This window comes from Streptomyces sp. NPDC020917 (assembly GCF_044333795.1).
Classification (GTDB): Bacteria; Actinomycetota; Actinomycetes; order Streptomycetales; family Streptomycetaceae; genus Actinacidiphila.
On the sequence record NZ_JBIRRR010000005.1, the window covers coordinates 171,251 to 191,701 of the forward strand.

The 20,451-nt window shown below is 73.2% G+C and carries 20 protein-coding genes; 8 read left to right on the forward strand and 12 right to left on the reverse strand.

What is annotated here, in order from left to right; translation table 11 throughout:
• Window positions 1-133: 133 nt before the first annotated feature.
• The 5 genes from ACH4TG_RS12995 (at window position 134) to ACH4TG_RS13015 (ending at window position 6,072) form a co-directional block, all read left to right on the forward strand.
• Window positions 134-1,456 carry an ABC transporter substrate-binding protein gene (locus ACH4TG_RS12995; RefSeq protein ID WP_398242276.1) on the forward strand — a complete coding sequence of 441 codons (1,323 nt, stop codon included), beginning with the start codon at window positions 134-136 and terminating at the stop codon, window positions 1,454-1,456.
• Between the two features lie 133 nt (window positions 1,457-1,589).
• Entirely contained in the window at window positions 1,590-2,564 is a 975-nt protein-coding gene (locus tag ACH4TG_RS13000) for a carbohydrate ABC transporter permease (protein ID WP_398242277.1), read from the forward strand.
• Complete coding sequence (locus tag ACH4TG_RS13005) at window positions 2,561-3,424, forward strand: carbohydrate ABC transporter permease (protein WP_398242278.1); 864 nt, start codon at window positions 2,561-2,563, stop codon at window positions 3,422-3,424. Before ACH4TG_RS13000 ends, ACH4TG_RS13005 begins: the two co-directional genes overlap by 4 nt.
• Window positions 3,425-3,789: 365 nt before the next feature.
• Complete coding sequence (locus tag ACH4TG_RS13010) at window positions 3,790-5,373, forward strand: cellulose binding domain-containing protein (RefSeq protein WP_398242279.1); 1,584 nt, start codon at window positions 3,790-3,792, stop codon at window positions 5,371-5,373.
• A gap of 282 nt (window positions 5,374-5,655) precedes the next feature.
• Entirely contained in the window at window positions 5,656-6,072 is a 417-nt protein-coding gene (locus ACH4TG_RS13015) for an ATP-binding protein (protein WP_398242280.1), read from the forward strand.
• Window positions 6,073-6,173: 101 nt separating this feature from the next.
• Here ACH4TG_RS13015 and ACH4TG_RS13020 read toward each other — a convergent pair whose 3' ends face one another.
• Complete coding sequence (locus ACH4TG_RS13020; RefSeq protein WP_398242281.1) at window positions 6,174-6,803, reverse strand: TetR/AcrR family transcriptional regulator; 630 nt, start codon at window positions 6,801-6,803, stop codon at window positions 6,174-6,176.
• 129 nt (window positions 6,804-6,932) lie between these two features.
• On the opposite strand from ACH4TG_RS13020, the gene ACH4TG_RS13025 reads away from it, so the two are divergent.
• A complete protein-coding gene (locus ACH4TG_RS13025) occupies window positions 6,933-7,907 on the forward strand; it encodes a zinc-binding dehydrogenase (RefSeq protein WP_398242601.1) in 975 nt (324 codons plus the stop codon).
• A gap of 28 nt (window positions 7,908-7,935) precedes the next feature.
• On the opposite strand, the gene ACH4TG_RS13030 is transcribed toward ACH4TG_RS13025, so the two are convergent.
• From ACH4TG_RS13030 to ACH4TG_RS13050, 5 genes are all read right to left on the reverse strand, one after another.
• Window positions 7,936-8,208, reverse strand: coding sequence for a DUF6510 family protein (locus ACH4TG_RS13030; RefSeq protein WP_398242282.1), 273 nt, complete (start codon window positions 8,206-8,208; stop codon window positions 7,936-7,938).
• A 52-nt stretch (window positions 8,209-8,260) separates the two neighbouring features.
• Complete coding sequence (locus ACH4TG_RS13035) at window positions 8,261-8,971, reverse strand: ferredoxin reductase (protein WP_398242283.1); 711 nt, start codon at window positions 8,969-8,971, stop codon at window positions 8,261-8,263.
• Window positions 8,971-9,579, reverse strand: a complete 609-nt coding sequence (locus ACH4TG_RS13040; RefSeq protein WP_398242284.1) for a molybdopterin-dependent oxidoreductase — start codon at window positions 9,577-9,579, stop codon at window positions 8,971-8,973. The genes ACH4TG_RS13035 and ACH4TG_RS13040 overlap by 1 nt, the downstream gene beginning before the upstream one ends.
• A gap of 75 nt (window positions 9,580-9,654) precedes the next feature.
• Window positions 9,655-10,128 carry a hypothetical protein gene (locus ACH4TG_RS13045; RefSeq protein WP_398242285.1) on the reverse strand — a complete coding sequence of 158 codons (474 nt, stop codon included), beginning with the start codon at window positions 10,126-10,128 and terminating at the stop codon, window positions 9,655-9,657.
• Window positions 10,129-10,242: 114 nt separating this feature from the next.
• Entirely contained in the window at window positions 10,243-10,641 is a 399-nt protein-coding gene (locus ACH4TG_RS13050) for a VOC family protein (protein ID WP_398242286.1), read from the reverse strand.
• 94 nt (window positions 10,642-10,735) lie between these two features.
• Between ACH4TG_RS13050 and ACH4TG_RS13055 the strand changes: the two genes are divergently transcribed.
• Window positions 10,736-11,782 (forward strand): helix-turn-helix transcriptional regulator, encoded by a 1,047-nt coding sequence (locus ACH4TG_RS13055; protein WP_398242287.1) that lies wholly within the window; start codon window positions 10,736-10,738, stop codon window positions 11,780-11,782.
• 27 nt (window positions 11,783-11,809) lie between these two features.
• Here the strand turns inward: ACH4TG_RS13055 and ACH4TG_RS13060 are convergent, their stop codons facing one another.
• The 4 genes from ACH4TG_RS13060 to ACH4TG_RS13075 all read right to left on the reverse strand — a co-directional run bounded on the left by ACH4TG_RS13060 (window position 11,810) and on the right by ACH4TG_RS13075 (window position 15,662).
• A complete protein-coding gene (locus tag ACH4TG_RS13060) occupies window positions 11,810-12,016 on the reverse strand; it encodes a hypothetical protein (RefSeq protein ID WP_398242288.1) in 207 nt (68 codons plus the stop codon).
• Window positions 12,013-12,813: a COG4280 domain-containing protein gene (locus ACH4TG_RS13065; RefSeq protein WP_398242289.1), complete on the reverse strand. Its 801-nt coding sequence runs from the start codon at window positions 12,811-12,813 to the stop codon at window positions 12,013-12,015. Before ACH4TG_RS13065 ends, ACH4TG_RS13060 begins: the two co-directional genes overlap by 4 nt.
• 158 nt (window positions 12,814-12,971) lie before the next feature.
• Window positions 12,972-14,939: an FAD-binding protein gene (locus tag ACH4TG_RS13070; protein ID WP_398242290.1), complete on the reverse strand. Its 1,968-nt coding sequence runs from the start codon at window positions 14,937-14,939 to the stop codon at window positions 12,972-12,974.
• A 3-nt stretch (window positions 14,940-14,942) separates the two neighbouring features.
• Window positions 14,943-15,662, reverse strand: coding sequence for a VIT1/CCC1 transporter family protein (locus ACH4TG_RS13075; protein ID WP_398242291.1), 720 nt, complete (start codon window positions 15,660-15,662; stop codon window positions 14,943-14,945).
• 252 nt (window positions 15,663-15,914) lie between these two features.
• Here ACH4TG_RS13075 and ACH4TG_RS13080 point away from each other — a divergent pair, with 252 nt between their 5' ends.
• Complete coding sequence (locus ACH4TG_RS13080) at window positions 15,915-17,597, forward strand: M14 family metallopeptidase (RefSeq protein WP_398242292.1); 1,683 nt, start codon at window positions 15,915-15,917, stop codon at window positions 17,595-17,597.
• A gap of 600 nt (window positions 17,598-18,197) precedes the next feature.
• Here the strand turns inward: ACH4TG_RS13080 and ACH4TG_RS13085 are convergent.
• Together ACH4TG_RS13085 and ACH4TG_RS13090 are read right to left on the reverse strand one after the other, a co-directional pair.
• Window positions 18,198-19,733 (reverse strand): amidohydrolase, encoded by a 1,536-nt coding sequence (locus ACH4TG_RS13085; RefSeq protein ID WP_398242293.1) that lies wholly within the window; start codon window positions 19,731-19,733, stop codon window positions 18,198-18,200.
• The gene (locus ACH4TG_RS13090) at window positions 19,726-20,355 is read right to left on the reverse strand and encodes an FMN-binding negative transcriptional regulator (protein WP_398242294.1); all 630 of its coding nucleotides are present in this window, start codon (window positions 20,353-20,355) and stop codon (window positions 19,726-19,728) included. The genes ACH4TG_RS13085 and ACH4TG_RS13090 overlap by 8 nt, the downstream gene beginning before the upstream one ends.
• Window positions 20,356-20,451 lie beyond the last annotated feature (96 nt).

Here is a 20,451-nt window from a genome sequence, read left to right on the forward strand (position 1 = left end):
ATGTAACGGTTGGATATCGAGGCCGATTCCAAGCCTTTACGCCCCCAAAGGCCCATGCCAGGGTTCCCGTCAACTGAAGCGATTAAGCGCTCGGGTCAGGGCCCGCGGTCGCGGGCGGGGACAGGAGAAGCACATGCGGACAAGAGTTCTGCCGGTGGCGGCGCTTGCGGTGGCCCTGGCGGTCGCGGGCACGGCGTGTTCCTCGTCGGGCGGTGGAGGGTCCACCTCCGCGGCCGCCACCGCGGCCTCGGATCCCTCGGCGGTGTCCGGCAGCATCACCGTCCTCACCAACCGGACCGACCTCATCGGCGACGGAACGATGAAGAGGTACGCCGCCGCGTTCAAGAAGGCCTATCCGAAGGTGGACGTCAGGTTCCAGGGCCTCACCGACTACGAGGGCGAGGTCAAGATCCGGCTCAACACCAAGAACTACGGCGACGTGCTGCTCATCCCCGCCGCCGTCGCCCGCACCGACTACCCCAAGTTCTTCGCCCCGCTCGGCGACGCGGCCGACCTGTCGTCGAAGTACCAGTTCACGGACTCCGGCACGGTCGACGGCAAGGTCTACGGGCTGGTGTCCTTCGCCTCGGCCAACGGGTTCGTCTACAACAAGAAGGTCTGGCGGCAGGCCGGCATCACCTCCTGGCCCGCCACGCCCGCGCAGTTCCTGGCCGACCTCCAGCAGATCAAGGACAGGACCAAGGCCACGCCGTACTACACCAACTACAAGGACGGCTGGCCGCTGACCGCGTGGACCAACGTCCTGGGCTCGGCGACCTGCGACCCGGAGGCGAACGACAAGCTCACGACCGAGGACCCGTGGAAGGCCGGCGGCGACCTGCGGACCGGCGACGGCCTGCTGTACGACATCGTCCACAAGAAGCTCTCCGAGGACGATCCGACCACCACCAACTGGGAGAACTCCAAGAACCTGCTGGCCACCGGGAAGGCCGCGACCATGTGGCTGGGCACCTGGTCGGTGCCGCAGATGCAACTGGCCGCGAAGAAGGCCGGGGTGGATCCCTCGGACATCGGCTACATGCCCTTCCCCGACAAGGTCGGCGGCGCGTACTGCTCGGTCGAGGCGCCGGACTACCAGTACGGGGTCAACGTGCACTCCGCTCACAAGGCGGCGGCCCGGGCCTGGATCGACTGGATCGAGAACACGTCCGGTTTCGCCGCGTCGGTCTCCGGCGTCCCCAGTCTCAAGGGCTCGCCGCTGCCCGAGATCCTGAAGCCCTTCACCGCCGCGGGAGTGAAGCTGATCATCGAGAACCAGGCGAAGACCCCGCAGGTCAACGACATCGACAAGGCGTCGGAGGTCGGCCTGCAGACCCCGGACTACCGCCAGAAGCTCATCGACGCGGCCCGCGGCGCCGGCGGCGGCAGCCTCGACTCGATCCTGTCGGACCTGTCCGGGAAGTGGAAGTCCGGGCAGCGGACGGCCGGCCTGTAGCCGGCAGCGCCGACGACGGGTGCGGGGGACGGCCGCGGCGGCCGCTCCCCCCCACGCCCGCGACCCGAGAGCCGAGTCCGATCGACCGGCGCATGCCCGAGGACCGGCGCATGCGCAGAGAGCAGTGAGGTCCATGAGCGACACCCGAACGCCCGCCCCGCCGGCGGGCCGGGCCACGTCCCGCGCGGCGCGGCCGCCGCAATCGTCACGCCGGCGCAGGCCCGGCTCCCGGCAGCCGGGCGCCACCTGGCGCACCCGCCTGACGCCCTGGCTGTTCCTCGTGGTGCCCGTCGGGTTCCTGGCGGTCTTCACCTACGTGCCGATCGTCACCATGATCGAGTACGGGTTCACCGACTGGGACGGCGTCAGTCCTGACCGCTCCTGGGTCGGGATGAGGAACTACACCGAGATCTTCACCCGCTCCGAGCTGTTCCAGGTCTTCTACGTCAGCATCTACTACCTGGCCGCCTCGGTCGTGCAGCTGGTGCTCGCGCTGTACTTCGCGACCGTGCTGAGCTTCAACACCCGGCTGCGCAACCTGTTCAAGGGGATCCTGTTCTTCCCCTACCTGGTCAACGGCGTGGCGATCGGCTTCGTCTTCCTGTACTTCTTCCAGTCCGGCGGGACCCTGGACACGGTCCTGTCCGCGTTCGGCGTCCACGGCAGGCACTACTGGCTCGGCAACCCCGACCTCGTCAACATCTCTCTGTCCGGGGTGTCGGTCTGGCGCTACATGGGCCTGAACTTCGTGCTCTTCCTCGGCGGCATCCAGTCCGTCCCCGGCGAGCTGTACGAGGCCGCGTCCCTGGACGGCGCCAACAGGTGGGCGCAGTTCCGCTACATCATCGCCCCCAGCCTGCGGCCGCTGATCAGCCTGAGCGTGATCCTGGCGATCTCCGGCTCGCTGGCGGTCTTCGAGATCCCGTACATCATGACCGGCGGCTCGGGGAAGAGCGAGACCTTCGTCATCGAGACGATCAAGATGAACTTCGAGTTCAACAAGACCGGACTCGCGTCGGCCATGGCCGTCGTCCTGCTCGGTTTCGTCCTGCTGGTGACCTGGGTGCAGCGGCGCCTGGTCCCCGAAGAGAGGTCCGAACCGGCATGAGCGACGTCCCCGTTCCCGTCCCGCGGCGCCCGGCGGCCGCCCGGATCGCACCGGCGCTGACCTACCTGTCCCTGGTCGTGGCGTCCCTCGTGGTGCTGCTGCCGCTGGTGGCCGTGTTCCTCACCTCGCTGAAGACGCACAAGGAGATCGCCAACGGCAGCGGTGCGCTCACCCCGCCGGACGACTGGTTCAACCTGTCCAACTACAGGACGGCGTTCCAGCAGGGCCACATGCTGCGCGGCCTGTTCAACACCGCGTTCATCCTGGTCTTCTCGGTCGCCGGCAGCATCCTCATCGGCTCCATGGCCGCCTACGCGATCGACCGCTACCGCTTCCGGTTCCGCCGCGCGATCCTGGCCGCGTTCCTGGTCGCCACGCTCGTACCCTCGGTGACCACGCAGGTCGGCACCTTCCAGGTGATCAACAACTTCGGCCTGTTCGACACCCGTTGGGCGCCGATCCTGCTCTACACCGGCACCGACATCGTGTCGATCTACGTGTTCCTCCAGTTCATGCGGTCGATCCCGACATCGCTCGACGAGGCCGCAAGGATCGACGGCGCCGGACCGCTGCGCATCTACTGGACGATCATCATGCCGCTGCTCAAGCCGGCGATCGCGACGGTGGTGATCATCAAGGGCATCCTGGTCTACAACGACTTCTACTACCCGTTCCTCTACATGCCGTCCGACGACCTGGGCACCATCTCGACCTCGCTGTTCCGCTTCAAGGGGCCGTTCGGCGCCGAGTGGCAGGACATCTGCGCCGGGGCCGTCCTCGTCATCGTCCCCACGCTGGTGATCTTCCTGTTCCTGCAGCGCTGGATCTACAACGGGCTCACCCAGGGGGCCACCAAGTGACCGCGGCGAGGCACCCCCAGCTGGTTCCCGGTTGCCCGGGCTGTCCATGAACCGTTTGAGTCACGACAGCCCGCAGCCGGGGACGCGCACCCGGCCGACTCGGCCGCCGCCTGGTGCCGCTTCCCGGACATCGGGACAGGAGACACATTCCCGCACGTCAGTCGGGGCACGCCGCTGAGCCCTCGGCGCATCGCGGAGTGCACCCACACGCCATCCGTGCGCAACCTCTTGACATCCCCTCACACTCCCGGCACCTTGCTGGTGACTTAACCGGTAAAGGTCCCGTCTCGCCGCCGCAGCAGGACCGCGGGCGCCGTGCGGGGCGCCCCTCGTCATGTCCCCACGTGCCGTGCGAAGGAGCACACATGACACCCAGAGCAAGACGAGCACCGCTGGCCGCCGCGGCCGCGGCCCTCACCGTCCTGATCGCGGGCCTGCTGGCCCTGGCCGGCCCCGGAAAGGCCGGAGCGGCCGCCGCGGGCTTCGTGCAGCGCTGCGGAACCCACTTCTGCGTCGACGGCAGGACCGCGTACTTCGCCGGAGCCAACTCCTACGACCTGTTCACCTACGGCAGCGGCTCGGGTGACACTGAGACGCAGTACATGGACAAGGCCGCGATCGACCAGCAGATGGCGAACATGGCCGCCGACGGCGTCACCGTCGTCAGGACCTGGATGTTCGACCACGAGTCCTGGCACGGTTTCGAGCCGGCCAAGAACACCATGAACGAGCAGGAGTGGGCCGAGTTCGACTACATCCTCTACTCGGCGAACCAGCACGGGCTGCGGGTCATCCCCACCCTCGAGAACTACTGGACCGCCTACGGAGGCGTGAACACCGTCCTGGGCTGGGAAGGGGCGAGCACCGGCAACTCCGGCAACTTCTTCGACCCCGCCAAGTGCGCCGGCTGCCTGGCCGACTACGAGTTCTCCGTCAACTACGCGCTCAACCGGGTCAACCACTACACCGGCGTCGCCTACAAGAACGATCCGACCATCTTCTCCTGGGAGTTGATGAACGAGCCGCGCTACCAGGACGTGGACCCGGCCGACAACACCGTCGGCGCGACGTTCCGCGCCTGGGAGGACAGGGTCGGCGCGTACGTCAAGGGCATCGACCCCAACCACATGATCGACAACGGCATCGAGGGGCAGGGCAGTTCGTACGGCTACGGCAGCGACAACGGCGTGCCCTACACCTACGAGTGCCAGTCGCCGTCCATCGACTTCTGCTCGGCGCACATCTACCCGACCGAGTCCTGGGCGAACCTGTCCGCCGCGCAGACGCAGTCGCTGGTCGCCAGGTACATCTCCGACGCCCACACCGGCGCGGGAAAGCCTTTCTTCCTCGGCGAGTTCAACACCTCGGCGTCGACGCGCCAGCAGTACTGGCAGGCCGTCTACTCCACCATGGAGAGCAACGGCGGTGACGCCGACGCCTTCTGGTGGTACGAGAACAGCGGCAAGGACGGGACGTACGGCGTCCTGCACGGCGATCCGGTGCTGTCGGTCTTCACCGCCCACTCGAACGCCGACAAGGCCAAGAGCGGCGACACCACTCCGCCGACCACTCCCCCCACGACCCCGCCGACGACACCCCCCACGACTCCTCCGACCACGCCGCCGGCCGGCGGCTGCACGGTCCACTACGCCCTCTCGGACTGGGGCTCCTCGTTCAACGGGGACGTGACCATCACCGACAACGGCTCCGCGCCCGTCAACGGCTGGACGCTCGTCTTCAGCTTCCCGGGCGGGCAGACCATCAACTCCATGTGGAACGCGGTCTACACCCAGTCCGGCAAGCAGGTCACCGTGCAGAACGCCGGCTGGGACGCGACCATCGCCGCCGGCGGGAGCGTGAACTTCGGCCTCAACGGCAGCTCGACGGCCGGCACCAACGGCGTCCCGGCCGGATTCACGCTCAACGGCACGGCCTGCAGCACCAGTTGACCCTCCGCCGGTCGCCGCGTGGAGAAGCGCGCGACCGGGGCCGCCATCGGGCCCCGCACCCCGTCAGCCGGGGCTGCGGGGCCCACCGGCACATCCCGCGGCGCATCGGAGGCCGCGGTCCCGGCAAGGAGGGAGCGGCAGGTTCACCCCGTGCAAGGAAGCGGCACCGTACCCGTGTGGCCAGGGCCTTGCCCGGGCAACCGATCTCTTGAGGGCGGCACCGGCGAGCCGCCCCCGCTGCGTCCGATTCGCTCGCCGGCGGACACGTCTCGAGGTCACCGTATGACCACGCAACCGTACCGGCCATGGACACTTCCTCCCGTCGGGGGCGACGACGCGCACCCGGCCACGGAGGCCAGACGGACCGTCATGCGCCTGCTCGACGACGCGCAGTGCGCCACCGAGCGCGCGCGGATCGACGCCGGCCTGGTGGTGACCGAACTGGTCGGCAACGCGTTGCGGCACGGCGGGGGCCTGGCCGCCTTCCGTGCGGAGATCGACCCGGGCGGTGCGCTGCTGCGCCTGCGGGTGGACGACACGAGCGACGCCCTGCCGGTCGCCCGGCGGGCGCTGGGGCCCGCCCCGGAGCGGCCCGGCGGGTTCGGGTGGCCGATCGTCGAAAGCCTGGCGGCCTCCGTCGAGGTGGCCAGGCTGCCGCGCGGCGGCAAGCGGATCGTCGTGGTCCTCGCACTGGTCTGACGGCCGGTCGCACCGGGGTGTCGCCGGCGTCGGCGAGGAGCACGCGATCAGGACGGCGTACCAGGGCAAGGACGGGGTTCGGCCGGCTCGCCCGTGCGGGGTCAGGCGCCGCCCTGCACCGCGGACGCCAGCCGTACCGCCGGCGGTAGCGGCGCCTGCCGGGGGCCGGCTTCGAACGCCTGGACCACCAGCCCCGCGAAGCGCCGGGAGGCCATGACCTGGGTGGTGGCCGACCGGGTGTGGATCCCCTTGTTCGCCATGAGGACGAGGATGAGGTCGTCCAGGACGAAGTCGGGCCGCAGGCGCCCCGCGTCCTTGGCCCGCTGGGCCAGGCCGGCGACCGCCTTCACCGTGTACGCGCGTCCCGCGACGTCCGGCGCTCCCGGGAAGGTCGACAGGAAGGCCTCGGTGAAGCCCCGGTCGCGTGCGTGCAGTTCGCAGATCCTCTCGATCACCAGGCACAGGCCGCGCCATGGGTCAGGATCCGCGCACCCCTCGTCGACGATGGCGCGACAGGCGTGCAGCTGGTCCGCGAAGGCCTCGGCGACGAGCGTCTGCTTGGTCGGGAAGCGGCGGTACAAGGTGGCGGGTCCCACCCCTGCGCGCCGTGCGATCTCCCGCATCGGCACGTCCAGGCCGCCGGCCGAGAACAGCGCCCGGGCCGCGTCCAGGATGCGGTCGCGGTTGTCCCTGGCGTCGGAGCGCAGCTTGTGAGGCGGATGCTCGGTCACGCTCTCAGTTTATCCAAACGGACGGGGGCGTCCGTTACCGTCCGGGACACGGGAAGCGCGCCGAGGCCGGCCGCGCGGAGATCATCGAGGCGCCCGGCGACCGGGACGTCCGTGCACGTGGGAGAGACAGTGAAGGCGATAGCGATCCAGGCGTTCGGAGGTCCTGAAGGTCTGGCCGTGGTCGACCTGCCGGTGCCCGCGCCGGCTGCCGGGCAGGTGCTGATCGCCACCGAGGCGGCGGGCGTCGGTGGCGTCGACACCGTGATCCGGAGCGGGGCGCTGGCGGCTTACGGCTTCACGGAGGGCTTCGTCCCGGGAAGCGAGGTGGCGGGCACCGTGACGGCGGCCGGTGACGGCGTCGACGCCTCGTGGGTCGGCCGGCGGGTGTGGGCCTTCACCGGCACCGGCGGAGGATACGTCGAACAGGCCGTCGCGCCGATCGAGCAGGTCCTCCCGCTGCCCGCCGGCCTGTCCCCCGCCGCGGCGGTGACACTGGGCAGCGCCGGCGCGGTCGCCCACTTCGGGCTGCGCCACGCTCACTTCGCACCCGGCGAGACGGTCCTGGTGCGCGGCGCGGCCGGCAGCATCGGGATCATGGCGGTGCAGCTCGCGGCCCGCGGTGGCGCCGCGGCGGTGGCGGTCACGGCATCGTCGCCCGAGCGCGGCGAGCGGCTGCGCCGTCTCGGCGCGACGCACGTGCTCGACCGCTCCGGCGAGAGCGGGGAAGAGGCGCCCGCGGGCTACGACGTCATCATCGACATCGTGGCCGGTGCGGACATGCCGGCGTTTCTCGACCGGCTCCATCCCAACGGCCGCATGGTCGCCGTGGGCGCGGTCGCGGGCCGGCCACCGGCGGACTTCGGCGCGAAGATCATGGCGGCGTTCCAGAAGTCGCTGTCCTTCGCCGCTTTCAGCGCGGCCACCGTCCCCCCGGCCGATCTGGCGGCCGTGCGCGGCCGGCAGTTCGCCGCAGCCGCCCGGGGCGAGCTCGAAGCGGTGGTGCACGAACTGCTGCCCCTGGACCAGGCCGTACTGGCCCACCGGAAGATGGACGCGGGCGAGGTCTTCGGCAGGATCGTGCTCGAGACCGCCTCCGCCGCGTAGCGCCGTCCGCCCGCGAGGGCGGGGCGGCCTAGGCCGTGCGGAAGCGGAACGCCCCGGTGCCGCTGCCGAGGGTGAGCCAGAGGTGGTCGTGCTCCTTGACCAGGCGCAGGGCGATGTGGGCGCAGGACGGGCACCGGGCGGTGAGGCCGGGTTCGGGCCCGTAGACCTGGAGTTGGGCCATCGGCCCCGAGCGGGCGCAGTGCGGGCAGCGCCACCAGGCCGCGGTGGGTTCGACGGCGAGGATCTCCGACAGCGGGCCGGCGAGGCAGTTGCCGTCGCGAGGGGCGGTGGGGTGCGTCATCGCGTTCTCCCGGGAGGGGTGGCAGGGACGGTTGGTGGACGGAGGATCCGCGTCATCCGAAGCGTTCGGTGCGGACCGTGGCGGGGTCGCGTCCGAGGTCGACCAGCGCGTCGCTGACGGCCTCGACGAATCCGGTGGGACCGCAGACGTAGACGGGGCTGGCCGGGGTGAGTCCCGCGAGCGGCCGGTCCAGGTCGGCGGGTGTGACACGGCCGGCGGGGCGGGCCGTGCCGGGCGGGGCCTGCCGGGTGTAGGCGAGCCGGACGTCGAGCCCGGGGTCGCCGTCGGCCAGGTCGCCGCGGTACCAGACGTCGTCCGGGGTCCGCACCGAGTACAGCAGGGTGAACGGCTTGCCGCCGCCGGCGCTTCGGTGGCCGCGGATCATGGCGACCAGCGGCACGACGCCGGAGCCGCCCGCCACCAGCAGGACGGGTTCGGCCTGTTCGGCCCGCCAGACGAACCAGTTGCCGAGCGGCCCGCGCACCTCGACGTCGGCGCCCACGGGCAGCTCGTCGGCCAGGTACGGCGAGACCTCGCCGTCCGCGACGGTCTGCACGCCCAGTTCGATGCGGTCGCCGTCGGCCGGTGCCGCGAGGGAGTAGCTGCGGACCGCCTGGTAGCCGTCGTCGGCGGTGAGGCGGACGTCCACGTGCTGGCCGGGCAGATGCCCCGGCCAGTCCTGGACCGTGAACAGCAGGGAGCGGGCGGTCGCGGTCTGGGGCCGGCGCTCGGCGAGCCGGGCGCTGCGCCAGGCGAGGCGCATCAGTCGCCCCAGTTGCGCTGCTCGCGCCAGGGATCGCCGTAGTCGTGGTAGCCGACCGACTCCCAGAACCCCGGCTCGTCCTCCGTGGTGAGCCGCAGCCCGCTGACCCACTTGGCGGACTTCCACAGGTACAGGTGCGGCACGAGCAGGCGGGCGGGCCCGCCGTGCTCCGGCGACAGCGCGAAGCCGTCGTAGCCGTGCACGAGCCAGGCCTTGCCGCCGCGCAGGTCCGCCAGGGGCATGTTGGTGGTGTAGCCGCCGTGGCTGCTGACGACCACGTGGCCGGCGCGCGTCTCGACGTCCTCCAGGAAGGCGTCGAGGGGCACCCCGCGCCATCGGGTGTCGAACTTGGACCAGCGGGTGACGCAGTGGATGTCCTGGACGGTGTCCTCCTGCGGGAGGGCCATCATCTGGTCCCAGGTCCAGCTGCGGGTCTCGCCGAGTTCGGTGGTCACGGTGAACAGCCACGTGTCGGTCGCGACGCGCGGCGTCGGTCCCGCGGACAGCACCGGGAACGACTCGGTCGGGTACTGCCCGGGCGGCAGCCGGTCGGTGAGCGCGCGGGCGCGGCCGTGGAAGCCGGGCGAGAAGGAGTTCACGAGCGCCATCTCCCTCCGGGGGATCCCTCCCAGTTTCAACGAGGCGGCAGCACCCGACCAGTCGGGGCGGCGGGGGCCGCGCCGTCACTCGACGCGGTGCCTGCCGTGGCCCTTCCTGGCAGGGATCAGCCCGGCGCCGCCGGTCCTCGGCACGAGCAGCAGGTAGAGGGACGCCACCGCCGCGACCGCCTGGGCCACCGCGGTGAGCCATTTCCTGCCGTACCAGAGGGGCTCGTACATGTCGGGGAACGGGCCGAACGCCCCCACATTGTGGTAGCGGTAGATCAGCAGCAGGGCCAGGCCGCCCGCGGAGACGAGGAACGCGAACGCCGCGCTGAGCCGTCCCCGCCAGATGATCAGCAGCAGGGCGGCCAGCGCCGCCATGGCGGCCTCCAGCCGGAACAGGGTGCCCTGGCTGACGTTGGCGCTGATCACGTCGTAGCGCGACGCCAGGTCGGCGTGCACCCAGGCGTCCACCGCCAGCCCGGCGACGGCGAGGACGAGGACGCCCAGGTCAAGGGCGCGAGCGCGGGTCGGCAGAGGTTCTGTCGTGGTCATCGGCTGCCTCCATTCCCGGCGGAACGCTTCCGCTCGGCGGCACGTGCCGGCACTTCCAGTGTCGGTCGCCGGCGCCCGATGGCCGACCCGAACGGGGCCGAAACGGGACCCGTGTCAGCGGGCGAACCGTGCGCGTGCCTCCGGGCTGACCGGCGTGAAGACGTTGACCAGGTTGCCGTCGGGGTCGCGGAACAGCAGTGACCGGTTGCCCCACGGCATCGTGGCCGGCCCGGCCACGACGTCCGTGACGAGGCCGGACAGGTTCTCGTGCACGCGGTCCACGTCGTCCACCAGGAACTCGATGACGACGCTGCGATTGGCGGCGGGCTGCGCGGCGCCGGGGGCGAACAGCGGGACGGTGCGGGTGCCGGCGACGGCCAGGGTGGCGCCCGCGGTCCTCAGCTCCGCGAAGTCCTGGTTCCCCCAGGCCGCCCGCACCCCGGTGGCCTTCTCGTAGAAGCCGACGAGGCGCGCGACGTCGGCGGTGATGATGCGGATCGAGACGAGGTCCATGGTGTTCTCCCATCGGAAGTGCGGTGTTCTCCGCCGCCCACCGTAGGAGCAATAGGGGACAGAACCCGTCCACTATCGCCGTTATCCTCGGCTCATGTCCGGACCCACCAGCCGCGTGCTCACCCTGCTGGAACTGCTGCAGTCCGGGGGCACCCGGACCCTGGCCGAACTCGCCGACCGGCTGGGCGTCGACCCGCGGACCGTCCGGCGGTACGTGGACCACCTGACGGATCTCGGCGTGCCCGTGGAGGCCGTGCGGGGCCGCTACGGCGGCTACCGGCTGGGCCGGGGCCACCGCCTGCCGCCGCTCGCGCTGACCGACGACGAGGCGCTCGCCGTGCTGCTCGCGCTGGCCGCCGGGCGCCGGGCCGGGCTCCCCGCCACGGCGTCCGTGGCGGGCGAGACGGCGGCGGCCAAGATCCGGCGGGTGCTCCCCGAACGGGTGGCCTGCCGGCTCGCGGCCCTGCTGGACACCGTCGCGTTCACAGGCCCCGAGCGGGACGCCGGCGCCCCCGACGCGGACACCCTGCTCACCGTCGCGGACGCCGCCCGCCACCACCGGCCGCTGGCGTTCGGCTACGCGGACCGGCACGGCCGGCGCACCCACCGGGTCCTGCATCCGCGCGGGATCGTGGCCCACGCGGGCCGCTGGTACCTCACCGGCGTCGACCCGGCGCTCGGCGAGGAGCGGACGTTCCGGCTGGACCGGGTCGGCGGCGCCCGGGTCCTGCCCGGCGCGTTCGCGCCGCTGCCGGACGGCGACCCGGCGGAGCGGCTGGTGGCCGGGTTCGCGACGGCCGCCTACCGGCACGAGGTGCGTCTGCGGATCCACGGGACGGTCGCCCAGATCCGCGCCGGGCTCCCGGCGAGCGTCGCCCGCATCGACGACGCGGCGCAGGGCGCCGACGCGGGCACAGCACCGGGCGAGGGGGGCGCGGACGAGCGCTGGCGGCACGTCCGGATCCGGGCCGAGCGGCTGGACTGGCTGCCCCCGGTCCTGGCCTCCCTCGACCGGCCGTTCGTCGTCGAGAGCCCGGCCGAACTCCGCGAGCGCGTCGCCGCGTTCGCCGACCGCCTCGCCGGGTACGCCCGCACGACCGGCCCGACCGAGCCGGTGCCGCCGCGGCCCGAGGAGGGATGACCTCCGCCGGGACGCAGGCGCAAGAGGTCAGCGGGACGCCGTCACCGCGCGGCGCAGGGACAGCCCGAGCAGGACGACCACCGCGACGGGCAGCAGCCACCAGGCGTTCAGGCCCGCGGCGTGGACCAGGGCCGCGGTCGCGCCCAGCGCCACCGCCACCCCGGCCGCGACCCGCCAGTCGTCGCCGACGACGAAGTCGTACCAGAACAGCAGGAACGAGCGGATCCACTTCACGGTGTGCTTCCCTTCGCCGTCGGGGCGGCCGGGGCCGCGGGGGCGGACGGACCGCCGGCGGGACCGCCGGGGGTGTGCGAGCGGCGCAGCAGCGCGGCGGCGCCGAGCCCGAGCAGGGCGGTGGCCGGGATCAGGACCAGCAGGGCGGCGTCGGCGCCGGGCCAGTCGACGCCGGCTCCCTCCGCGGCCCAGAAGGTGCCGAAGGCGGTCAGCATGATGCCGACGGCGAACTTCATCGAGTTCTCCGGCACCCGGGCCAGCGGGGCGCGGACCGCGATGCCCACGCCGGTGACCGCGACGATCGCGGCCAGCGCGCCGACCACCGCGAGCGGCACGCTGCCCTGGTTGTTGCCGAAGGTCACGACGATGAACGCAACTTCCAGCCCTTCCAGGAACACGCCCTTGAACGACAGCGTGAACGCGTACCAGTCCGTGACGAAGCCGCGCCCGCCGCCGGCCGCGGCGTTCGCCGCCGCGACCTGCTTGGCGTAGGAGCCGGCCTCGTCGTGCAGCGCCTTATACCCCGAGGCCCGCAGGATCGCCTTGCGCAGCCACTGGAGCCCGAAGACCAGCAGCAGCGCGCCGACGACCAGGCGCAGCGCCTGGATCGGGATCAGGCCGATGGCGGGGCCGAGCGCGCCGACGGTCACCGCGAGAACCACCAGGGCCGCGCCGGTGCCCTGCAGGGCCGAGCGCCAGTTCCGGCTGGTGCCGGCGGCCAGCACGATGGTCAGGGCCTCGACGGCTTCCACGCAGCAGGCGAGGAAGACGGTCAGGACCAGGACGAGGCCGGTCATGGGCAGCCACCTCCTCGTCGGTCACTGTCCATGGTGGACGTGCAGGGCGTCACGGTGCACTCCAGGGTCGTTGCCCCGGCGGGGCGGCGGACGGCAGAAACAGGTGCGGGCGGCTTCGGGCGGCGTGGGCGCGGTGTGCGGGCACCGGGCGTTCCCTTTCAGCGTGCGCCTGCCACGGCGGGCGCGGGCCGCAGGACGCGGCGGAAGGCGCCGGTCAGGGCGGGGAGCACGTCCTGCCAGTCGGCGACGATGCCGATGTCGCAGTGGGCGAAGACCGCGGCGTCCGGATCGCTGTTGACCGCGACGACGGTGTGGGCGCGCTCGACTCCCGCGAGATGGTGCGGGCTGCCGGAGATCCCGATCGCCAGGTAGAGGCGGGGAGCGACGGCCCGTCCGGTGACCCCGAGCTGGCGGCAGTGCGCGAGCGCCCCGGTGTCGGTCACCTTGCGGGTCGCCGCGAGCTCCGCGCCGAGCAGGGCGCGCAGCGGCTCGACGTCCCCGTACCGGGCCGGGTCGACGCCCGCGCCGAGACCGATCACCGTCGCGGCGCGTTCCAGAGCGTCGAAGTCGTCCTCGACGCGCCGGTCCCAGCGCCGCAGATGCGGGTCGGCGGCCACGTCGAGCGTCCCGACGGGGATCGGCGCGCGGACGGTACGCGGGGCCGGCGCGGCCAGCGTCCCGGTGCGCAGGGTGGCGATCTGCGGCCATCCGGAGCTGCTGACGTCGGCGAACGTGCCGTTGCCCGCGGGCTTGCCGCCGGCCAGCCGCAGCCCGCCACGGCCGTCCGGTCCGGCCTCGGCGCTGGTCAGGTCGGAGAGCAGACCGGCGTCCAGGAGCACGGCGAGCCGGGCCAGCACCTCGCGGTCCCAGGGGGTCGCGCCGCCCAGCACCGCCCAGGGCGGTGCGGCGGCGCCGCGGGCCAGGGCGGCGAGGGCCGCCGCGGCCGGCCGGGGGTCGGTACCGGTGAGCCGCACCGCCGCGTCCGCGCCCCAGGCGGCGAGCGCCCCGGGGTCCGCGGGCGGGGTGACGGCCACGACGTGGCCGCCGATGCGTGCGGCGATCCGGGCGGCCTCGCCGAGCAGGGCGCGGCCGCCTTCGTGCGGGCTGCCGGTCACGGCGAGGACGGCGGGGCCGGTGAGGTCCGCCCGGTGCGGTGCGGGGACACCCGGTGTGGGGGCAGGCCGCGCCGCGTCGTGCGCCGCGCCACCCGCTCCCGGCACGGTCGGGGCGGCCGCGGGGCCGCACGCGCCGGAGGCGGTGGCGGCCGGTCCGGTGACGGCCGCGAGGGGGCCGGAGCCACCGTCCGATGCCCGTGCGGTGACCAGTGCGACGGCCCGGGCGGCCTGCTCGGCGGGAGTGCCGGAGAGCAGGACCGGGCGGCGGGTGGCCGCGGCGTGCCGGACGCGGTCCACCCGGGTGGGGCTGGTGGCGCCCGGCCGGGCGCCGCTGAGCCGGTCCGCCGTCAGGGTGCGGATCGGCGCCGGATCGGGCCAAGTGCCGGGCGCGGCCTTCGCCGGGCGGCAGGAGCGCTCCGCGACCGCGAGGACCGCGGGGAGGGCGAGCGCGGCGGTCTCGGTGACGCCGTCGAGCTGGAGCACGGTACGCAGTTCCCGCGCGCCGGTTGTCTCGACGGTCAGGGCGGGCCCGGCGAACGGGAGCCCGAGGAGTTCGGCGACCATCGGCCCGACCGTGCCGGTGCCGCCGTCCACCGTGCTGCGCCCCACCAGCACCAGGTCCACGGGCCCCAGCGTCCGGACCGCGGCGGCCAGCGCTCTGGCGGTCACCAGGCAGTCCGCGCCGGCGAGTTCGGGGTCGCACACATGCAGGCCCTCGTCCGCCCCGCAGGCCAGCGCCTCCCGGAGCACGTCGGCGGCGGACGGCGGGCCCATCGTGACGACCGTGGTCCGGCCCCCGGCGGCGTGGCCCAGCTCGACGGCCCGGGTCACCGCACGGCGGCACCAGGGGTTCAGCTCCGCGGCGAACCCGTCCCTGCGCAGCCGGCCCCGGTCGTCCAGGGTGCCGGGGTGGTCGCCGAGCGGCACCTGCTTGACCAGCGCGACCGTGTGCAGCGGCCGCCGTGGCCCGGCCGGACCGCCCGTCGGATCCGGTGTGACCGTCGTCGCCATCGGTCAGGACACCCCCGTGCCGACGAGCAGCCCCACCCCGAAGGTCACCGCGGCCGACAGGCCGCCGAGCACCAGCTGGCGGCTCGCGCCGAACCAGCCGGAGCGGGCGGTCAGCTTCGCGGTCAGGCCACCGGTGAGCACCAGCGCGGCCGAGCTGGCGATCAGCGCCGGCACCAGGCTGGACGCGCCGGCGACGAACGGCAGCAGCGGCACCAGGGCGCCGAGCGCGAACGCGGCGAACGAGGAGGCCGCCGCCGACCATCCCGAGGGCAGGTCGTCGGGGTCGACGCCCAGTTCCTCGCGGACGTGCACCCGCAAGGCGACCTCGGGGTCCGCGGTCAGCTCGCGGGCGATCTCCGCGGCAAGTTCGGGACGTACGCCCTTGGCCTGGTAGGTGAGCGTCAGCTCGCGCAGCTCCTCCTCCGGGTTGGTGGCCAGCTCCCGCCGCTCGCGGGCGATCTCGGCCTGCGCCAGCTCGTTCTGGGACGACACGGAGATGAACTCGCCGGTGGCCATCGAGCAGGCGCCGGCGGTGAGGCCGGCCAGTCCGGTGAGGACGACGGTGTGCGCGCCGGCTCCGCCGCCGACCACGCCGGCGACCAGGGCGAAGTTCGACACCAGGCCGTCCACCACGCCGAAGGTCGCCGGCCGCAGCCAGCCGCCGGTCACATCGCGGTGCTGGTGGTGGATCTCGGGCGTGCCGAGGTCCGCTGTGGCAGTCATGCTCGGGTCCAATCTCGGTCGGGGCGGAGGCGCCGCTCCCGGCCCGGCAGGCAATCAGGTAGGAATGACCTCGGTCATGCGCGTTCTCGGGTCAGGGAGCACTGTGGCCGCCGGGCCGGCCCCGCGTGATTGGCGGCGGGCGAGAACTCGGCAGGGAAAGATTGGCCGCACGCCCAAAGCACCGTGTGCGCACCCCGCGCAGACTGGCCGCGCTTGCCAGGCTGCCGCCGTGCGATTGCGAGGACACACCGCATGATCCGCCCGTTGACCTTCGACCGGTTCTACGTTCACGACGAACTGACCGCGCTGCTGCGCGACTGGGCGGCCGGCCGTCCGGATCTCGCCGCCCTGGAGAGCGTGGGACGCTCGTGGGAAGGCCGTGACATCTGGCTGGTCACGCTGACCAACACCGCGACCGGCCCGGCCGCGGACAAGCCCGCCTTCTTCGTCGAGGCGGGCATCCACGGCACCGAGTGGTCGTCCTGCTTCGCGGCCCTGCACCTGGTGCACCGCCTGCTGTCCGGGTACGGAACGGACGAGAAGGTGACCCGGCTGCTGGACACCCGCGCGGTCTACGTCGTCCCGCGGCTCAACCCGGACGGGCACGAGCACGCCATGGCCGAGGGCCGCTTCATCCGCTCCAGCGTGCGCCCGCACCCGAGCCCCGACGCCGACCCCGGCCTGCAGCTGCGGGACGTCGACGGCGACGGCCGGGCGCTGTTCATGCGGGTGCGGGACGCGGACGGGCCGTGGAAGACGCACCCGGACGAGCCCCGGCTGCTGGTGCCGCGCGAGCCGGACGAGGCCGGCGGCGACTACTTCCGGCTCTTCCAGGAGGGCGACGTCACCGGCTACCGCGGCGACGTCGTGGAGGTCGCGGAGCCCGTCGAGGGCCTGGACCTGGGCCAGAACCTGCCGACCGACTGGGAGGCGGCGCCGCTGCTGCCCCGCAACGCCGGGCCGTTCCCGGGCTCGGAGCCCGAGACGCAGGCCGTGCTGCGGGCCGTCACCGACCGGCCGAACATCACCGGCTACATCACCTGCCACACCTTCGGCGGCCTGCACCTGTGCCCGCCGATGAACATCGACGTCCGGCTGCCGGGCGCCGACCAGCACGTCTACGACGTCGTCGGCGCCAAGGCGGCCGAGCTCACCGGCTACGACGTGATGTCCTTCCAGGACCTCAAGCACGACTCCTGGGCGGTCTTCCGCGGCGGGCAACTTGGCTGGTACTACCACCAGTTGGGCATCTTCGCCTGGATCACGGAGTTCTGGAGCCCGCAGCGGGCGGCCGGCATCGAGTCGTACCACGCGTCGCGCTGGCTGATCGACCACCCGGTCGAGGACGACCTCCGGATGATCAAGTGGAGCGACACCGAACTCGACGGCAAGGGCTTCGTCGACTGGTACCCGTACGAGCACCCGCAGCTCGGCCCGGTGGAGCTGGGCGGCTGGGACATGATCAACTACTGGTACAACCCGCCGATGGACCGGATCGAGGCGGAAGTGGCCCCGCACACCGAGTGGGTGATCTTCCAGACGCTGGCCTCGCCGAAGGTCGAGGTGCGGCGGCTGACGTCCACCGAGGTGGCGCCGGGCGTGCACCGGATCCGGCTGGTCGTCGGCAACACCGGCTGGCTGCCCACGTACGTCACCAGTACCGCGCTCGCCCGCGAGGTGGCCGGCGAGCTGTCCGCGGAGCTGGAGCTGCCGGCCGGCGCCGAGCTGATCACCGGCGAACGGGTGGAGCGCCTCGGCCAGTTGGAGGGCAGGAGCGGGACCCTGTCGTCCACCACGTGGTGGGGCCACGACCCGGGCACCCCCGACCTGACCGCGGTGGAGTGGACGGTCCGCGCCCCCGCCGGCACCGTCGCCTTCGTCACCGCCCGCCACCCGCGCGGCGGTACCGCCCGCGCCGAGGTCGGCCTCGGCTGAACCCGGCTGCCGCCGCACGCACGAGGGGCCACGGGACACCCGTCCCGTGGCCCCTCACCACACCCACCCGCACCTCTCCCCCACCAAGCCGGCGGGTACGCCCCGGCACCCGCAGCCCACTCGCGCCGCAGGCCGGTTGCCCCTCGACCATTCGGCGCCCCACCGCGACAGCGAGGAACTGGCGCCCGCGACAAGGCGGCTCCCCAACCCCGGCCGAGCCACACGCCTGTTGCGGCTTCGACCACCCAACTGACCCGCCGCAAGGCCGAGAAGCCCATGGCCGCGGCGCGGCGGTGCCGAACTGCTCCAGCTCCGCGACGGGTTGCCCCCCGCTATCCATCTCGACCGTCGCGAGGCGAGACCCACGGGCGCGGTCCCGCCCTCCCCAACCCGCGCCAGCCACACGCCGGTTGCCCCCGCCCAAGCGCCGCATCCAGTTGTCCCCTCGACCGCCGCGGCGGCGGGAAGCCCGTGGCCGCGGACCGGCGGTGCCGAACTCGGGGGGCCCGAAGGTCCGTTGTCACTCCGCGGGGAAGCGGTGAAGCAGCGGCCGGCCGGTGGGGGGCCACGGGCCGGCCGCTGTTCGGGGGTGGCTGGAGGCTAAGGTGCGGCCTGGTCCGCGCGGTGGGTGAAGCGGCCGGCGAGCATCGTGCAGAACACCGGCATGCCCGGCAGGTCGTGCGGGGCGAGCACCGCCGGGTCGTGCTCGGTGACGACGAGGTCCGCGCGGTCGCCGACGCGCAGCGTGCGCCGTCCCGCCGAGGCCGCGGCGAGCGCGTCGGCCAGGCCGATCGCCTGCTCGGGGTGCCACTCGGGCCGCCCGTCCGTGCCGGTGCGGTGCACGGCCGCGGCGATGCCCGGCCACGGGTCGAGCGGCGCCACCGGCGCGTCCGAGCCGATCTGCAACTGCCCGCCGGCCCGCGCCAGGTCGGCGTAGGCGAAGGAGCGGTCGGTGCGGCCGGCCCAGTGGTGGTCGGCGATGTCGCGGTCGTCGGTGGCGTGTGCGGGCTGGACGCCGAGCACCAGTCCCGGCCGGGCGAACCGCGGCAGGTCGGCCCGGTCGATCAGCTGGACGTGCTCGATCCGGCCGGGGCAGCCGACCTTCTCGAAGGCGTCCAGCGCGATGGTGTTGGCGCGGTCGCCGATGGCGTGCACGGCGCTGTGGATGCCGTGCCGTGCCGCGTACGCCATCAGCCGTTCCAGCTCGGCCGGTTCGGTCTGCAGGATGCCGTACTCCTGCCCGGACTCCGGCAATCCGGGATAGGGCTCGTTGCACAGCGCGGTGCGGGTGTTGAGCGAGCCGTCGACGAAGAGCTTGAGCGGTCCCACCCGCACCAGCCCGCCGGTGCCGGGCAGCACGTCGCCGGTCCGCAGTCCCTGGGCCACGGCCTCGTCCAGGTGGGCCGGGTAGACGGCGCAGGTGACCCGGGCCTCCAGTGGTGCGTGGCCGGCCCGGCGGGTCCAGTCGGCGAGGTTGTCGGCGTACTCGAAGTCGAGGAATCCGACCACGCCGCGCGCCGCCGCGGCCGTGACCGCGTCGGCGACCCAGCGGTCGACGACCGCGGAGTCGGCCGCGCCGAGCCGGGCCACCGCGTCCAGGCACTCGGCCTCCAGCAGCACCCCGGTCGGATGGTCGTGCTGTCCGAGGCGGTCCAGGGCGGCCCGGTTGAGCCAGGCGGTGTGCAGGTCGTTGCTGACGAGCGCGACGGCCTGGCCCGAGGCGTCCGACCAGGCGAGCAGGGCGGGTTCCGGGCGGTCGGCCCACAGGCCGTCGCGGAAGCCGAAGCCCATCAGCGGCTCGTCGTGCGGGTGCCGGCCGGCGCGGGCTGCCTCGGCCATCAGCTCCGCCGCGGCCGCGGCGGAACGGGCGCCGGACAGGTCCACGCGGCGCCGCGCGCTGGCCCACTGGACCATGTGCACGTGCGCGTCCCACAGTCCGGGCAGGACGGTGCGGCCGCCGGCGTCCACGACCTCGCACGGTGGGTGCGGGGGCGCGTCCGGGGTGATGGCGGCGATCCGGCCGCCGTCGACCGTCAGGTGCGCGAGCGGTCCGCCGGAGCCGAGCCTGACGTTGCGCAGCAGCACGGGGGCGGCCTGCTCGGCGGCCGGGCCGGTGGCGGTCTGCGGGCTAGTCACCGGGCACCAGCACCCGTCGCATGGCCGCGGCCAGGGCGCGGTTGCCGTGCGGGCCGTCGCCGTCGAGGGCGTCGGCCGCCCGTGTCGCGACCTCGTACGGCTTGTCCTGGCTGAGCTTGTGCTTGCCGGCGACCCGGGCGGGCCGCAGCCGGAAGCCGGTGGTGTAGGGGGCGATCTCGCGCGCGTAGTCCTCGACGGTCCCCAGCCGCCACGGCTCGGGCCTGCCCGCCTCGAACTGCTCCACGGTGCGCTCCAGGACGCGGTAGGTCCGCTCCGCGTCCAGGACGTCGGGCCGGCCGTGCAGGTGGGCGACGACGAAGTTCCACGTCGGCACGTACGGCCCGGCGCGGTAGGTGCTCGGGGACATGTAGCCGTTGGGGCCCTCGACGATCACCACCACGTCGTGGTCGCCCAGTTCGTGGAGTTCGGCGTCGGCGCGGGCCAGGTGCCCGAGGATCGTCAGGTCGTCCGCGTCCCCCTCCGGGTCGGGGATCACGGGCAGATGGGAGACCACCGGGCCGCCCCGGCCCGTCGCGCTGACCAGGGTCGCCCAGCCGTGGGAGGCGACCAGTTCACGTAGTCGCACCGGGTCGGTCAGGGCGTAGATCGGTTGCTCCAGCATGGGTTCCCCCATCGGCTCGGCTGTGTTGTCCGGGCGACGGTAAGCGGGAGGAGGGGGGCCGGTGTTCGTGGAGCCCACGCAATTGGGCCGGGCGGC

Excerpts from the sequence above, each read along its gene's own strand:
- ACH4TG_RS12995 (WP_398242276.1), top strand. The coding sequence starts at position 134 with ATGCGGACAAGAGTTCTGCCGGTGGCGGCGCTTGCGGTGGCCCTGGCG.
- ACH4TG_RS13000 (WP_398242277.1), top strand. The coding sequence starts at position 1,590 with ATGAGCGACACCCGAACGCCCGCCCCGCCGGCGGGCCGGGCCACGTCC.
- ACH4TG_RS13005 (WP_398242278.1), top strand. The coding sequence starts at position 2,561 with ATGAGCGACGTCCCCGTTCCCGTCCCGCGGCGCCCGGCGGCCGCCCGG.
- ACH4TG_RS13010 (WP_398242279.1), top strand. The coding sequence starts at position 3,790 with ATGACACCCAGAGCAAGACGAGCACCGCTGGCCGCCGCGGCCGCGGCC.
- ACH4TG_RS13015 (WP_398242280.1), top strand. The coding sequence starts at position 5,656 with ATGACCACGCAACCGTACCGGCCATGGACACTTCCTCCCGTCGGGGGC.
- ACH4TG_RS13030 (WP_398242282.1), bottom strand. The coding sequence starts at position 8,208 with ATGACGCACCCCACCGCCCCTCGCGACGGCAACTGCCTCGCCGGCCCG.
- ACH4TG_RS13035 (WP_398242283.1), bottom strand. The coding sequence starts at position 8,971 with ATGCGCCTCGCCTGGCGCAGCGCCCGGCTCGCCGAGCGCCGGCCCCAG.
- ACH4TG_RS13040 (WP_398242284.1), bottom strand. The coding sequence starts at position 9,579 with ATGGCGCTCGTGAACTCCTTCTCGCCCGGCTTCCACGGCCGCGCCCGC.
- ACH4TG_RS13045 (WP_398242285.1), bottom strand. The coding sequence starts at position 10,128 with ATGACCACGACAGAACCTCTGCCGACCCGCGCTCGCGCCCTTGACCTG.
- ACH4TG_RS13050 (WP_398242286.1), bottom strand. The coding sequence starts at position 10,641 with ATGGACCTCGTCTCGATCCGCATCATCACCGCCGACGTCGCGCGCCTC.
- ACH4TG_RS13055 (WP_398242287.1), top strand. The coding sequence starts at position 10,736 with ATGTCCGGACCCACCAGCCGCGTGCTCACCCTGCTGGAACTGCTGCAG.
- ACH4TG_RS13065 (WP_398242289.1), bottom strand. The coding sequence starts at position 12,813 with ATGACCGGCCTCGTCCTGGTCCTGACCGTCTTCCTCGCCTGCTGCGTG.
- ACH4TG_RS13070 (WP_398242290.1), bottom strand. The coding sequence starts at position 14,939 with ATGGCGACGACGGTCACACCGGATCCGACGGGCGGTCCGGCCGGGCCA.
- ACH4TG_RS13075 (WP_398242291.1), bottom strand. The coding sequence starts at position 15,662 with ATGACTGCCACAGCGGACCTCGGCACGCCCGAGATCCACCACCAGCAC.
- ACH4TG_RS13080 (WP_398242292.1), top strand. The coding sequence starts at position 15,915 with ATGATCCGCCCGTTGACCTTCGACCGGTTCTACGTTCACGACGAACTG.
- ACH4TG_RS13090 (WP_398242294.1), bottom strand. The coding sequence starts at position 20,355 with ATGCTGGAGCAACCGATCTACGCCCTGACCGACCCGGTGCGACTACGT.